The organism is Roseibium sp. SCP15 (assembly GCF_040329435.1).
Classification (GTDB): Bacteria; Pseudomonadota; Alphaproteobacteria; order Rhizobiales; family Stappiaceae; genus Roseibium.
Map to the genome: position 1 here is coordinate 1,070,618 of NZ_JBDZYI010000001.1, position 13,197 is coordinate 1,083,814.

The 13,197-nt window shown below is 54.9% G+C and carries 14 protein-coding genes and 1 pseudogene; 12 read left to right on the forward strand and 3 right to left on the reverse strand.

Features of this window, described 5'->3' with window-relative positions:
* Nucleotides 1-42: 42 nt before the first annotated feature.
* Together ABLO27_RS04830 and ABLO27_RS04835 are read right to left on the reverse strand one after the other, a co-directional pair.
* A complete protein-coding gene (locus tag ABLO27_RS04830) occupies nt 43-750 on the reverse strand; it encodes a substrate-binding domain-containing protein (protein ID WP_353031712.1) in 708 nt (235 codons plus the stop codon).
* A gap of 39 nt (nt 751-789) precedes the next feature.
* Nucleotides 790-963 (reverse strand): annotated as a pseudogene (locus ABLO27_RS04835) (helix-turn-helix domain-containing protein); the annotation flags it as partial.
* A 127-nt stretch (nt 964-1,090) separates the two neighbouring features.
* Between ABLO27_RS04835 and ABLO27_RS04840 the strand changes: the two are divergent.
* A complete protein-coding gene (locus ABLO27_RS04840; protein WP_353030875.1) occupies nt 1,091-2,017 on the forward strand; it encodes a DMT family transporter in 927 nt (308 codons plus the stop codon).
* Nucleotides 2,018-2,034: 17 nt separating this feature from the next.
* On the opposite strand, the gene ABLO27_RS04845 is transcribed toward ABLO27_RS04840, so the two are convergent.
* Nucleotides 2,035-3,051: an alpha/beta hydrolase gene (locus ABLO27_RS04845; RefSeq protein WP_353030877.1), complete on the reverse strand. Its 1,017-nt coding sequence runs from the start codon at nt 3,049-3,051 to the stop codon at nt 2,035-2,037.
* A 117-nt stretch (nt 3,052-3,168) separates the two neighbouring features.
* Between ABLO27_RS04845 and nagZ the strand changes: the two genes are divergently transcribed.
* The 11 genes from nagZ to ABLO27_RS04900 all read left to right on the forward strand — a co-directional run bounded on the left by nagZ (nt 3,169) and on the right by ABLO27_RS04900 (nt 13,188).
* Nucleotides 3,169-4,188 (forward strand): beta-N-acetylhexosaminidase, encoded by a 1,020-nt coding sequence (nagZ, locus tag ABLO27_RS04850; protein WP_353030879.1) that lies wholly within the window; start codon nt 3,169-3,171, stop codon nt 4,186-4,188.
* Between the two features lie 11 nt (nt 4,189-4,199).
* On the forward strand, nt 4,200-5,039 hold the full coding sequence (locus ABLO27_RS04855; RefSeq protein WP_353030881.1) for a segregation and condensation protein A: 840 nt from the start codon (nt 4,200-4,202) through the stop codon (nt 5,037-5,039).
* Between the two features lie 76 nt (nt 5,040-5,115).
* The gene (scpB, locus tag ABLO27_RS04860) at nt 5,116-5,736 is read left to right on the forward strand and encodes an SMC-Scp complex subunit ScpB (protein ID WP_353031714.1); all 621 of its coding nucleotides are present in this window, start codon (nt 5,116-5,118) and stop codon (nt 5,734-5,736) included.
* Nucleotides 5,737-5,747: 11 nt separating this feature from the next.
* On the forward strand, nt 5,748-6,887 hold the full coding sequence (locus ABLO27_RS04865; protein WP_353030883.1) for an ABC transporter ATP-binding protein: 1,140 nt from the start codon (nt 5,748-5,750) through the stop codon (nt 6,885-6,887).
* Nucleotides 6,888-7,028: 141 nt separating this feature from the next.
* Nucleotides 7,029-7,253, forward strand: a complete 225-nt coding sequence (locus ABLO27_RS04870) for a twin-arginine translocase TatA/TatE family subunit (RefSeq protein ID WP_352944001.1) — start codon at nt 7,029-7,031, stop codon at nt 7,251-7,253.
* Nucleotides 7,254-7,294: 41 nt separating this feature from the next.
* Nucleotides 7,295-7,732, forward strand: coding sequence for a Sec-independent protein translocase protein TatB (gene tatB, locus ABLO27_RS04875; protein WP_353030885.1), 438 nt, complete (start codon nt 7,295-7,297; stop codon nt 7,730-7,732).
* Nucleotides 7,729-8,529 (forward strand): twin-arginine translocase subunit TatC, encoded by an 801-nt coding sequence (tatC, locus tag ABLO27_RS04880; RefSeq protein ID WP_353030887.1) that lies wholly within the window; start codon nt 7,729-7,731, stop codon nt 8,527-8,529. The genes tatB and tatC overlap by 4 nt, the downstream gene beginning before the upstream one ends.
* A gap of 74 nt (nt 8,530-8,603) precedes the next feature.
* A complete protein-coding gene (gene serS / locus ABLO27_RS04885; RefSeq protein WP_353030889.1) occupies nt 8,604-9,884 on the forward strand; it encodes a serine--tRNA ligase in 1,281 nt (426 codons plus the stop codon).
* 154 nt (nt 9,885-10,038) lie between these two features.
* Nucleotides 10,039-10,797: a 5'/3'-nucleotidase SurE gene (gene surE, locus ABLO27_RS04890; RefSeq protein ID WP_353030891.1), complete on the forward strand. Its 759-nt coding sequence runs from the start codon at nt 10,039-10,041 to the stop codon at nt 10,795-10,797.
* A gap of 21 nt (nt 10,798-10,818) precedes the next feature.
* A complete protein-coding gene (locus ABLO27_RS04895) occupies nt 10,819-11,511 on the forward strand; it encodes a protein-L-isoaspartate(D-aspartate) O-methyltransferase (RefSeq protein ID WP_353030893.1) in 693 nt (230 codons plus the stop codon).
* A gap of 234 nt (nt 11,512-11,745) precedes the next feature.
* A complete protein-coding gene (locus tag ABLO27_RS04900; RefSeq protein WP_353030895.1) occupies nt 11,746-13,188 on the forward strand; it encodes a peptidoglycan DD-metalloendopeptidase family protein in 1,443 nt (480 codons plus the stop codon).
* Nucleotides 13,189-13,197 lie beyond the last annotated feature (9 nt).

Genomic DNA, 13,197 nt, shown 5'->3' on the forward strand with positions numbered 1-13,197 from the left:
CAATCTCTTGACCTGTTGAGTGGGCGCCGTATTTCGGAGCGCTCACTCAGCTGCAGTCAGCGTTGACTTCTCAAAGCAACCCAGAAGAGACGGGCTCAGATCTTTGTAGATCTGCACAATCGCATCAATCGCCTTGCGAACTGCCGGCTCGCGGCGCACATCTCGGTGAACGATGATGTGTTCTGAGTAAGTGAGTTCGGGAAGAGGACCGGTGAGGGCGACAAGTTCCGGCTGAGCGTCTGCCATGAAGCAAGGCAGCAGCGATAGTCCGGTTCCCGACACGGTCATGTTCATCAGCGTAGTCATGGTGTTGGTGCGCAGGCGTGGACGGGAGATGCCGTGAGCCTCCATCCAGCGGGCGTGCGATGGATACCAGAGATCATCGGGCGTGAAGCCCAGCCAGTCGCACTCAGTGTACCTGTCTTCGGTTCTGGACGTGGGATGACGGCTCACAAAAGCTTCGGACCCGTAGACCCCATAAGCCAGTTCACCCAGTTTTCTAGCTATCAGTGTATCCGTTTCGGGAAGACAATTACGAATTTGAAGCTCGATTCCCCTGGTCTGGTGGTCTGCATGAAGGTGGCTTGAAATAATCTCCAGCTCCACACCATCAAGCATTCGACTCAGGTCCTGAAAGCGATCTGTGAGAACCCTGGCTCGCACCTCATCGACCGCAACACGTACAACCTTGAGGGCAGCGCCTGACAAATCAGGAAGAACCCTGCAGGCAGCATCAGCTTTTTGACGCATCTCTGCAGCCAGAGGAATTAGCCGTAAGCCCGCTTCCGTAGGCTTTAAACCTGTTGGGGTCCTGTCGAAGAGGCGGGCACCCACACGTTCCTCAAAGCTTTTCAATCGGCGGCTTAACTGAGGCTGGCTCAGTTCCAGGGCTTTTGCCGCGCCGGAGAGAGAACGCATTCGTGCTGCGGCATCCACAAGTTTCAAGTCATCCCAATTCATCATCTACCTATACCAATATGCAGTAGGCGCTGCAATGAGATGTGAAAACGCATACCCGGCATATCAATCTGACCTCTGAAAATGTCGACACGATCCTGCTAGAAAACGAATTGATTTGGAGATCGTTAGATTGACGCAGAACCAGCTTGCCTATTCCCGGCCGGAAAACACTATCGCAGCAATCGGTCTTGCCGTGGCAGGAATGGCAGCGTTTACCCCTATATTTGCCGCCGGAAAAATCGCAGATGGTTTGCTGCCTGTTGCCGTGCTTGTGTGGCTCCGCTTTTTAGGCGGTGCACTGACCATAGGGACAGTTGCTGTTGTCAAAAGAGTGCCCCTGCACAGCCGTTTGAGCGGATTGTGGAAGCTTCATCTGATGCGTGCATTTTGTGCCGTCAGCGGTTTGGGGTGTTCTATCTACGCTGCCAGCGTTTTGCCCCTTGCAGATGCCACGGCAATCAGCCTCACTAAAGGCATTGTCGCGATTGCCCTTGCCGGTTTGGTTCTCAAAGAAGTGATTTCGCGCAAACATTGGGCAGCTGGCGCCATATGTATTGTCGGGGCGTTGATGATTGTGCGTTCTACGGAGACGGGCGGAGAATACTCAGAACTCGCCCTGTCGGGCGTCGTTTCCGCGCTTTTGGCTGCGATCTTCATGGCCTGTGAGGCACTGATCATCCGCTATATTGCTCAGCGCGAGGATACCGTGACAATTCTGGCCTATGTAAATGTCTTTGCAGCCATCCTCTTGGCCGGGCCCGTTCTTTGGGTAATATGGCTGCACGGCATTTCCATCGAAACCTTGATTATGTTCGCCTGGATCGGACCACTGGCGATTTTTGGACAAGCCTTGAACATATCAGCCTATCGACGAGCGGGCGCGGCGACCTTAGCGCCCGTCTACTACGGCTCAGTCGTGATGTCCGCAATATTCGGGTACGTCTTCTGGGGAGAAGTTCCCTCATCACTCGCAGCACTCGGAGCATTGCTGATCATTGCCGGAGGATTGGTTCTGACGTTGCCCGCATCATCGAGGAAATCAGCGCAGACCTTGTAACCAAGGCCTGCCTGAGATCACTCACCAATGAGTCTTTTTGCCAGGAATGGCAGACTTTCATCAAGGCGATAGTCTATCGATGAATGGTTGTCTGGAAACTCCTGGTAGACATGCTCAACACCGGCAGCTTCCAGCTTGTCGTGTAGGCGACGGGCGCCATAGACGAGGTTGTACTGATCGACATCACCACACTCGATCCAGAGACCCTTCAGTGACTTAAGCGCGTCAATGTGTTGATCTACCATGTGAACCGGGTCCCATTTCAACCAGGCGTTCCAGCGTTCCTCGATGATTTCGCATGTATCGAGATCAACCGGCAGGCGAATGCCGCAAAAGACTTCAGGATTGGGGTCCGGGTCGTACGTCGCGGCCATTGCGAAAGTCATCAGGTCATGAAGGGAATTGCCCGGGTATTTCGGACCCTTTTCAAAGTCCTTGACGAAAGCCTCGATTGAGCCGGCCTTGGCGATTGCACGAAGGGCGCTTGGCATTTCCGGCAGGTAGCAAAGTTCAAAGGCCATGTCTCCGGAATGACAGGCCGCGGCAGACCAAACGTCTGCATGTTTCATTGCATGAATGATCGAACCATATCCGCCGGACGATTTCCCGAAAATACCGCGTTTGCCCTGTCCGCCGCACTTGAAACGCCCTTCGACTTCTTCCAGCATTTCCGTGGTCAGCCATGTTGCCCACGGCCCCATGGCGTCACTGTCAATGTACTGGTTGCCTCCAAGGCGGGTGAAACAGTCCGGAAAGGCGACAACCACGGGCGGCAGTTCACCGTCATGAATTAGACGATCGAGGCGTTCCGGAACGTTTTCACCGAAATTCTTCCAGTTGACGTGAGCCGGACCTCCAGCCGTGAAACCGACGATATCCACCAGGAGTGGAAGTTCGCTACCGTCATGACCATGGGGCGTGTAAACGACAATTTCCCGTGTTGCCGTATCTCCGAGCCGATTGCTGCCTAGGATTTCCGACCTGTGGGAAATCCGGTGAAGAGTACCAGCCGGGATATTGAGACGCGCGCGCATGGAAGGCTCCGATCGTGGCAATGATGGTGTGCATCTAGATTGCAAGTTCGTTCATATCACGCAAGAGGCAGAACCGCCTTTGTTGACGAGGGAAGGTCGGGCGTTTAATCCCAAGTCATGACCAAAGCCTTTGTTTCCGGCTGCGCCGGTTTGAGCCTGACAGCAGATGAAGTCGCATTCTTCAGGGATGAAAACCCGTGGGGAATGATCCTGTTTGCGCGCAACATCGAGACGCCAGATCAGGTACGAGACCTGACCGAAAGTTTTCGAGCCGCCGTCGGGCGTGAGAACGCTCCCGTTCTCGTAGACCAGGAAGGAGGGCGGGTTCAAAGGTTGAAACCTCCAAACTGGCGGAAATACCCGGCCCCGAAGCTGTACGGCGATCTCTATGAAACCGACGCCGAAAAGGCACTTCGTGCCGCATGGTTAGGCGCCCGGTTGATTTCCGCCGATCTTTTCGATGTGGGCATCAACATTGATTGCTTGCCGTGTCTCGATATCCGGTTTCCAGATACAGTCGATGCAATTGGAGACCGGGCGTTTTCGTCGAATCCGGACGTGGTCACCAAACTGGGTAGCGCAATGATTGATGGTGCTATTGCAGGCGGTGTCCTGCCTGTGATCAAGCATATCCCGGGACATGGTCGCGCTCGTGTCGACAGTCATCTTGAGCTTCCGAGAGTGGATGCCGAACTATCTTCCTTAAAAAACGTGGATTTCCGGCCTTTTCAGGCACTTTCTCACGTGTCATTGGGGATGACTGCTCATATTGTATACACAGGGATTGATGCGGATTCGGCCGGAACGCAAAGCGCAAGGATTGTGCAGGACGTTATCAGGGGTGAGATCGGCTTCGATGGCTGCCTCATGAGCGATGACATCTCGATGCATGCACTTGGCGGTAGTTTTGACGAGCGGTCGCGCAGGATCATTGACGCGGGCTGTGACATTGTTCTGCACTGTAATGGTGATATGGACGAAATGCGCGCTGTCGCCTCGGTGGTGCCGGAACTGTCGGGTAAGGCGCTGGAGCGTTGCGAAATAGCGCTGCATGGATTGAAGGCACCTGATCCTGAATTTCGGACTGCCGAAGCCTGGACAGAGTTTCATGACCTCACGGGCTGGCGCGGCGCATAACCGGAGCGGAAATGGCAGAATTGGAAAACAACAGACAGATTGCGGAAGACGGGTCTTACGATCTTCTGAGCACTGTTAATTCTGTCGAGAGCCGTGCGACCTCCGATCCCCAGCTTGTGGTTGATGTCGACGGCTTCGAAGGCCCTTTGGATCTTCTTCTCGGACTGGCGCGCACTCAGAAAGTGGACTTGGCGCGGATATCAATTCTCGAGCTGGTTGAGCAATATCTGGAGTTTGTTGCCGAAGCGCGCAGGATGCGGCTGGAGTTGGCAGCTGATTATCTCGTAATGGCGGCCTGGCTGGCGTTCTTGAAGTCTAAACTTCTGTTGCCGGAGCAAAAGGACGAAGACGAACCTACCGGTGAAGAGCTGGCAGCAGCGCTTGCATTCCGATTGCGTCGATTGGAGGCGATGCGAGAGGTCTCGGAAAAACTCATGACCCGCAGTCGACTTGGCCGAGAAGTGTTTCACCGCGGTGCGCCCGAAACCATGTCAGTTGAGCACAAGAGCATCTGGGATGCGTCCATTTACGACCTGCTGTCGGCCTATGCGACGCAGAGACAGCGGCAATCGGTTACGTCGGTTCGGGTTTTGAAGCGCACCGTATGGTCACTTCAGGAAGCACGCGAGCTGCTCACCAAGCTGGTAGGGCGCGTGAGCGAATGGGCACCCTTGAATGCCTATCTGCGCGAGTATCTCTACGACAACAAGGACTGGGCGACAATCGTAGCCAGTACGTTCTCTGCCAGTCTTGAGATGGTGCGCGAAGGCCAGGTGGAGATACGGCAGGGTGAACCGTTTTCGCCTGTCTACATCCGCTCCATCGTGAAGGAGCAGGATCATGGCGTCTGATCCGGAGTTTCCCGAATTGGAGCATGACGGGAAATCGGCTCCTTTCGGGCAACGTGACGACCTGTCGGGACAGCGAATGGCAGAGGCTTTGCTGTTTGCCTCTTCGGAACCGTTGTCATTGGAAGAATTGACACTTCGTTTGCCCGATGGGATCGACGTTCTGGGCGTCCTGGAAGACCTGCAGAAGGTCTATGCCTCCCGGGGTGTGAACCTGGTCAGGTTGGCCGGCAAGTGGTGTTTCCGCACGGCTGATGATCTCGCCTATCTGATGCACCGGAACGTTGAAGAGCAGCGGAAACTCTCGCGCGCCGCACTGGAGACCTTGGCAATCATTGCTTATCACCAGCCGGTAACCCGCGCTGAGATTGAAGAGATTCGCGGTGTATCGACTTCCAAGGGCACATTGGACGTTCTACTGGAAACGACATGGATCCGCATGCGTGGTCGCCGCAGAACGCCTGGCCGGCCTGTGACATATGGCACCACGGATCAGTTTCTGATCCATTTCGGGCTCGAAAGCGTTAAAGATCTGCCCGGTCTGGAAGAGCTCAAGGGAGCCGGTCTTCTGGACAGTGCGGTTCCGGCATCTTTCCTCGTGCCAACTCCAAGCGATGAAGACGCTTTGACCGAAGACGAAGATCCATTAGAAGACGGTTCTCTGTTTGATGAACCCGCGGACGAGACCGCGAGAAATTAGGTCGCGACTTCATGTCAATGAAAGACAAGTCGTCATTTTCCAACGGGAATGGCCAACAGTTGAGCTGGGGTGCCAGAGGCACTGCAGGCGCAACGATCGCCGCTGGTCTCGTTTTTGAAAATGTTTCACACGATTACGATGGCGTTTCTTCCGTCAAGGACATGAACCTGTCCATTGCGCCGGGTGAAATTCTCTGCCTCTTGGGGCATTCCGGTTGCGGCAAGACCACTTTGATGAGAATCGCCGCCGGGGTTGAACGCCAAAACCGGGGCAAGGTGCTGATCAACGGACGCGTTGTGGCCGACGAAGAAGTTTTTCTGCCTCCGGAAAAGCGCGGCGTCGGGCTGATGTTTCAGGACTACGCCCTGTTCCCGCACATGAGCATTCTCAACAACGTGATGTTCGGACTGACGAACCTGCCCAGAAAAGAATCGCAGACTGCGGCGATGGCAGCACTGGGCCGGGTTGGCCTGACGGATTATGCCGAAGACTACCCGCACGCATTATCCGGAGGCGAACAGCAACGGGTAGCGCTTGCAAGGGCTCTCGTGCCACGCCCGGGTATACTGTTGATGGACGAGCCGTTTTCCGGCCTCGACAAACGCTTGCGCGACAGCGTTCGCGACGAAACTCTGGCGGTTATTCGCGAGACACGGGCAACCTGCATCATTGTCACGCACGACCCGGAAGAAGCCATGCGCATGGGGGATAAGATCGCGCTGATGCGGCGTGGACGCCTCGTGCAGTACGGCACCGCGGCTGATCTCTACAAGAACCCGGCAGACCTTTTCGCGGCGCGCTTTTTCTCGGAACTCAATCAGCTTGAGGGTCAGGTGACTTCGGCTGGCGTTGAAACCCCGGTTGGTGTCTTGGCGGCAAGCGGCTTGAGCGCAGGTCAGACAGTGGATGTTTGCGTTCGTCCACAAGGCATTTTGCTCAATGAGGCGGGGTTGTGTGGAGTGCGTGGCCGAGTTCGTGACAAGAGATTTGTAGGTGAAGTGGATCTTTTGACCATTGTCATTGAAGGAACGCAGCAATCGTTGCAAGCAAGAGTACGCGCAGGCAGCCCTTGGGAGACAGGAATGGATGTCGCGGTAACGACTGATCCCAAGGATGTGCTTGTTTTTCCGCGTCAACAGTCCCAAATCTAGGAAATGACCTGGGTTAGTGCTGTCCCGGCTAGTTATTCCGTCTAAGAGCAGAAATTGTTCTGAACGTGTATATTGCAGGGGCGCGGCCGTTTTTGTACAAGGGCCTAAGGGCTTTAAAGCCAATTATCAGGAGTTTGGCGTATGGGCATTAGTATCTGGCAGATCTTGATCATCGCAGTGGTGGTGGTTCTGCTGTTCGGACGTGGCAAGATTTCCGAACTTATGGGCGATGTTGCCAAGGGAATCAAAAGCTTCAAGAAGGGCATGGCCGAGGACGACGTAGCCGACTCTCCGAAGACTATCGATCACCAGTCCAGCGAAGCAGCACCGACTGCCAAAGCTGAAGATCAGACCAAAGCGAGCTGATCTTAATCTGCATCGCGTCTCCTTAAGGGACGAATATTCTCATGTTCGATATCGGGTGGACCGAGCTCTTGGTGATCGCCTGTGTGGCGATCATCGTTGTAGGGCCAAAAGACCTGCCGCGCATGCTGCGCACACTTGGGCAAACGATTGGAAAGGCGCGGAAGCTTTCGCGTGAGTTTCAGTCGACGTTCAACGATGCGCTGCGTGAAGCTGAGCAGCAGGCCGATATTGCCGATATGAAGAAGCAGGTCGAAGAAGTCGCAAACTTCAATCCACTGGGCGATATCAAAAAGTCCATTGAAGAAGATGCGGCCAAGAAGGCGGCAAAGCCTCAAGCCACACCGGCTGAGGCCGAAAGCCCAGGTTCAGATCCGGTAGCGCCGGAAAAGCCTGCTGCCTCTCAGACCGAACCTGAAACACCGGTTGAAACAGCTACAAAATCGGTGGAAAAACCGGTCACGGAAGATGTGAAGGCATGAGCCAGGAAGATATCGACGCCTCAAAGGCGCCTCTTATCGAACATCTGATTGAATTGCGCCAGCGGTTGATGTGGTCAATCGGCGCAATCCTGGTGATGTTTGTCGTCTGCTTCTACTTTGCGACCGATATCTACAACATTCTGACAGTGCCTTACCTGCGTGCGGCCGGGGATGGGCAACCGGTTGAGATGATCTTCACCGCGCCTCAGGAATGGTTCTTCACCCAATTGAAACTCGCGCTATTCGGCGCGCTGTTTCTCGCGTTTCCGGTGGTTGCCAGCCAGATCTACATGTTTGTTGCTCCAGGGTTGTACAAGCATGAACGTGGCGCATTTGTGCCGTTTCTGATCGCAACACCGATCCTTTTTCTCATCGGCGCCTGTCTCGTCTATTTCCTCGTCATGCCGATGGCGATGGGGTTCTTCCTGTCTCAGGAACAGGCTGCAAGTGCCAGCACAGTTGCAATCCAGCACTTGGCCAAGGTCAGTGAATATCTCGGACTGATCATGGTCCTGATTTTCGCATTCGGTCTTGTCTTCCAGTTGCCGGTGGTGTTGACCCTCTTGGGTCGAGCGGGTCTGGTGACCTCCGAAACACTCAAGTCCAAGCGCAAATATGCAATCGTCGGCGCTTTCGCAGCTGCTGCAATTTTGACACCTCCCGATCCTATCTCGCAGATCGGTCTTGCGCTGCCCACTTTGCTTCTCTACGAAGTCTCCATTCTGTCTGTCAGGATGGTGGAGCGACAGCGCGCTGAACGCGAAGCCAAGCGCGAAGCCGAAGACGCAGCTGCCTGAGAACGATCTGAGGTGGGCTTTCCAGGCTGACGGACGGAATAAGAATAGAAACGACCGTCGTTCGGGAAGCGAAGATGTTTGATATTAAGTGGATTCGGGAAAACGCAGACGCCTTTGATCAGGCACTGGCAAAAAGGGGCTATGAAGCTTCCTCCGCCAAACTGATTGCGCTGGACGACTCCCGCCGCTCCCACATCACCAAGCTTCAGGAAGCTCAGGAACGGCGCAACGCTGCTTCGAAGGAAATCGGTAAAGCCAAAGGTTCGGGCGATGAGGCCCGGGCACAGGAGCTTATCGACGAAGTTGCGCAGATCAAGACGTTCATTCAGTCCGGTGAAGAAGAAGAGCGCAAGCTGGTTGCAGCTCTTGAAGAAGCAATGGCCGTTATTCCGAACCTGCCGCACGACGATGTGCCGATGGGTGAGGATGAAAACGACAACGTGCTTTTGAAGACACATGGTGAGAAACCTGTATTCCTCTTCAACGAAGCGCCTAAGGAACACTATGAACTTGGTGAAGAACTCGGTGACATGGATTTCGCGACTGCAGCCAAGTTGTCCGGTTCCAGGTTCGTGGTGCTAAAGGGACAGATTGCAAGACTGGAACGTGCGCTTGGTCAGTTCATGATTGATCTGCATACGTCGGAGCACGGTTACACCGAAGTGTCTCCTCCATTGCTTGTCACCAGTGAACCGCTTTTTGGCACCAGCCAGTTGCCCAAGTTCGAAGAGGATCAGTTCAAGACCACAACCGGTCACTACCTGATCCCGACAGCCGAAGTTCCTCTGACAAATCTGGTCGCCGGTGAAATACTGTCGGAAGACCAACTGCCGTTGCGCGTGACGGCCCTGACCTATTGTTTCCGTTCAGAAGCAGGCTCTGCCGGTAGAGATACACGCGGCATGCTCCGGCAGCACCAGTTCCAGAAATGTGAGCTGGTTTCAGTGACAAAACCGGAAGCGTCGCTCAACGAGCTGGAGCGAATGCTGGGATGTGCCGAAAAGATCCTGCAGAAGCTGGGGCTGCACTACAGGGTCATGACACTCTGCACCGGCGATATGGGTTTCGGTGCGCGCAAGACATATGACATCGAGGTTTGGCTACCCGGACAGGATACCTATCGGGAAATTTCATCCTGCTCCGTCTGTGGTGACTTCCAGGCCCGGCGCATGAATGCGCGTTTCCGGCCTACTGATTCCAAGCAACTCGGACATGTTCACACATTGAACGGTTCCGGAATTGCAGTCGGCCGTGCGTTGATCGCAGTAATGGAGAACTACCAAAATGCCGATGGCACGGTAACCGTTCCCGAAGTTCTGCGTCCCTACATGGGTGGTTTGGAGAAAATCGGCTAGGGCTGTGCAGCCCTGTTCTTGTGGCGCCGAACTCTAACGGCACCTACAAATATTGTTCCCTGACGGCAGATTGACTTGCCGTCAGGAAGACTGTTTTAGCAGCTCACTCGAGCTGTGCCAGATCTTCAACGAGTTCGGACGGGGCGGTTTGTTCATGCGAATCCTGATTACCAATGATGATGGAATACAGTCTGCGGGTCTGACCAGTCTGGAGAAAATTGCCCGAACTCTGTCGGACGATGTGTGGGTGATTGCTCCCGAAACCGATCAAAGCGGTGTTGCGCATTCATTGACATTGAGCGACCCGCTTCGACTCAGGCAGATCGATGAACGCCACTTCGCCCTGAAGGGTACCCCGACTGATTGTGTCATCATGGGGGTACGCAAGGTACTTCCGGCCATGCCGGATCTTGTCCTTTCAGGAATTAACAGAGGCCAGAACCTCGCGGAAGACGTGACCTATTCAGGTACTGTTGCCGGAGCCATGGAAGGGGCCATTCTGGGCATTCGTTCCATTGCGGTCTCACAGGCCTATAGCTGGGACAATGATGTTGGTCCTGACTATTCGATTGCAGAAACTCATGCGCCCGATCTGTTTCGGAAACTGATTGGGTTTGACTTGCCGCCGTATACGCTCTTGAACGTCAATTTTCCGGCTTGTCCTGCAGACGAGGTCAAGGGTGTAAAAGTCACCGTCCAGGGGCACCACGAGCAAAGTGGGCTGTCGATCGATGAGCGTCGTGACGGTCGGGGTGACCCATATTATTGGCTTCGTTTTCAGGATCGCGGAAAATCGGTTCTTGATAATTCCGATCTTCAGGCGATTGCGGATGGATATGTTTCCATTTCACCGCTACGCATAGATCTAACGGCCCATGACTTGGTGAGTCACCTCGCAGGGGCTCTTCAGTAGATCCGGATTTGGGAGTTATCAATGGCCGGCCAGACGCCCGGCGAACAGCAGGCAACCAGTTCAACGGCTCTTCCGGATGAAGCCGAGGCGAGGGCTTCTCTCGTTCTTGCCTTGCGGCAACGCGGCGTCAGCGCGCGTGAAGTCCTTTCTGCCATTGAGCGCGTGCCAAGGCGTCTGTTTCTTTCTGCTAGACATCACGGCCTCGCTTATGAGGACGCTGCCCTGCCAATCGAATGCGGACAAACCGTTTCGGCACCTTCTCTTGTTGCTTTTACCGTGCAGGCCCTCAACATCGAACCTGGGAATGCGATACTGGAGATCGGAACTGGATCCGGATACCAGGCTGCGGTTTTGGCCCATATGGCAGAGCGCGTGGAAACCCTTGATCGGTTTGCGACTTTGACAGATCTTGCGACCCGTCGGTTTGCCGCGCTCAAACTTGAAAACGTGAAAGCCTGGCAAACGGATGGTTTCGAGGGGCTCAAACAAAAAGGGTTGTACGACAGGATTGTCGTCAATGCAGCGGTCGATTCGATTCCCGATACCTGGGTGCAGCAACTAAAACCGGGCGGATACCTGATTGCGCCAGTCGGCAAGGCAAATGAAGTGCAGTCGCTGATTCGTTTCCAGAAAACCGAAAACGTGATGACAGCTGAAACTCTGTTGACAATCCGTACTGTCATGTTGCGGCCCGGAATCGCGCTGAAAATCTAGGTTTTGTAATTCTGATCATAACAGGTACGGCAGGCCGGCAAGCGCGGGGTCAGTCTTTGCGCCGTTTACTATGACCATCTGGCTCTCTTCGTTTCCGGCTGTTGCTGATGCCCGGAAATCCGGGATTTTCTTGGAAACACTGCCGGGTCTTTAGTCTTTATAAACCTTACTGGCTTCTAATCTTAACCATAACAGTCATTGTTAGCGGTTTGAGTTGAGGCAATGAAGAAGCGGATGCGTACCCTCCGCAGGGATCTGATGGGCAAGGTTGCAACTATTTCCATGGTTGCAGTGTTTCTCGCGGGATGTTCCAGCGCAGTAGAGCGATTTGGTGAACCTCCGTATTACACGGGAAATACCCAGAACCAGCGGGAAATACTGAATGGCGCGCCTAAGCAGCCGACCTATCAGGATATCGTAAATGGTCCAGGAGGAACTGCGGCCGGACTGCCTTCGGCGTCATCGCAGCCCGTAACAACTGGGTCCATTCCTCAAAAGACCTCGGAGATTAAGTCCGCACCATTGCCGGCTCCGGTCCAGAGTGCTTCCTCCAGAGCTCCTGCGCCTGCCAGTGCAGCGCCGGTGACAACCTTGCCGGCGCCGGAGGTTGCGCGCGCCAGCAATGTTTCGACGATCAATGCGAAGAGCTGGAAGGGGTGGACCTCAGCCGGAGGAACCAGGGTACAGGTTCGCCAAGGGGATGATCTGAACTCGATGGCGCGTCGATATGGTGTTCCGATCCAGGCTCTGGTTGCGGTCAATGGTATTGAAGATCCGAAAAAGGTTCGTCCGGGCCAGAGCATCGTTATTCCGACATATGTCTATTCCGACCGCAATGGGCTGGCCAGCGCCACTGAGGGTGAGACAGGGCAGGTCAAGCTTCCCAAGGTCGGCAAAAACGACAGAATCGTTACCGCTTCAGTGCCGGTTTCAAACGGTTCCTTGCCGCGCCCCGAGAAAAAGCCATATGGCCAGCCGAGTTTCAAACAGATCAGCGGTAGCGAAACTGTCGTTGAAGACGTTGAGGTCATTCGCGTCAGCACCTTGCCAAAGCGCAAGCCCGCGGGAGTGAGCCGTCCGATCACGACTGCTTCGATCTCCAACAAGGCGCCTGCGGTGAGTGCACCGGCACCACGCAAACAAACCACTTCTGCTCAACCTGTCGCAGCTGCTCCATCTGGAAGTGTGGAAAAGTCTGCGTTGCCGCAACCTGCTGTCGTCAAGGAGGCGCGTCCGACCAAACCTATTGAAACGCCGGTGGTTGTCGCTAGCGTTCAGGAGGAAACGGATGTCACGTCCGCGCAGTTCCGTTGGCCTGTACGAGGGCGGATTATCTCCGACTTCGGTGCAAAACCGGGGGGCGGAAAAAATGAGGGTGTGAACCTTGCGGTTCCCGAAGGAACGCCGGTCAAGGCCGCCGACGACGGAACCGTGATTTACTCCGGGAACGAGTTGAAGGGTTATGGCAACCTGGTGCTGTTGCGGCACAGTGACGGCTGGGTTTCCGCATACGCTCACAACAGCGAACTGAAGGTGAAGCGGGGCGACACGATACGGCGCGGCGACACCGTCGGATTGGCTGGCGCGACCGGCTCAGTGAGTCAGCCTCAGGTTCATTTCGAGCTGCGCAAGGGCAACAAGCCGGTTGACCCGCTGAAACACCTTCCGCAACGCTGATAATCCTGA

Excerpts from the sequence above, each read along its gene's own strand:
- ABLO27_RS04830 (WP_353031712.1), bottom strand. The coding sequence starts at position 750 with ATGCGTCAAAAAGCTGATGCTGCCTGCAGGGTTCTTCCTGATTTGTCA.
- ABLO27_RS04845 (WP_353030877.1), bottom strand. The coding sequence starts at position 3,051 with ATGCGCGCGCGTCTCAATATCCCGGCTGGTACTCTTCACCGGATTTCC.
- nagZ (WP_353030879.1), top strand. The coding sequence starts at position 3,169 with ATGACCAAAGCCTTTGTTTCCGGCTGCGCCGGTTTGAGCCTGACAGCA.
- ABLO27_RS04855 (WP_353030881.1), top strand. The coding sequence starts at position 4,200 with ATGGCAGAATTGGAAAACAACAGACAGATTGCGGAAGACGGGTCTTAC.
- scpB (WP_353031714.1), top strand. The coding sequence starts at position 5,116 with ATGGCAGAGGCTTTGCTGTTTGCCTCTTCGGAACCGTTGTCATTGGAA.
- ABLO27_RS04865 (WP_353030883.1), top strand. The coding sequence starts at position 5,748 with ATGTCAATGAAAGACAAGTCGTCATTTTCCAACGGGAATGGCCAACAG.
- ABLO27_RS04870 (WP_352944001.1), top strand. The coding sequence starts at position 7,029 with ATGGGCATTAGTATCTGGCAGATCTTGATCATCGCAGTGGTGGTGGTT.
- tatB (WP_353030885.1), top strand. The coding sequence starts at position 7,295 with ATGTTCGATATCGGGTGGACCGAGCTCTTGGTGATCGCCTGTGTGGCG.
- tatC (WP_353030887.1), top strand. The coding sequence starts at position 7,729 with ATGAGCCAGGAAGATATCGACGCCTCAAAGGCGCCTCTTATCGAACAT.
- serS (WP_353030889.1), top strand. The coding sequence starts at position 8,604 with ATGTTTGATATTAAGTGGATTCGGGAAAACGCAGACGCCTTTGATCAG.
- surE (WP_353030891.1), top strand. The coding sequence starts at position 10,039 with ATGCGAATCCTGATTACCAATGATGATGGAATACAGTCTGCGGGTCTG.
- ABLO27_RS04895 (WP_353030893.1), top strand. The coding sequence starts at position 10,819 with ATGGCCGGCCAGACGCCCGGCGAACAGCAGGCAACCAGTTCAACGGCT.
- ABLO27_RS04900 (WP_353030895.1), top strand. The coding sequence starts at position 11,746 with ATGCGTACCCTCCGCAGGGATCTGATGGGCAAGGTTGCAACTATTTCC.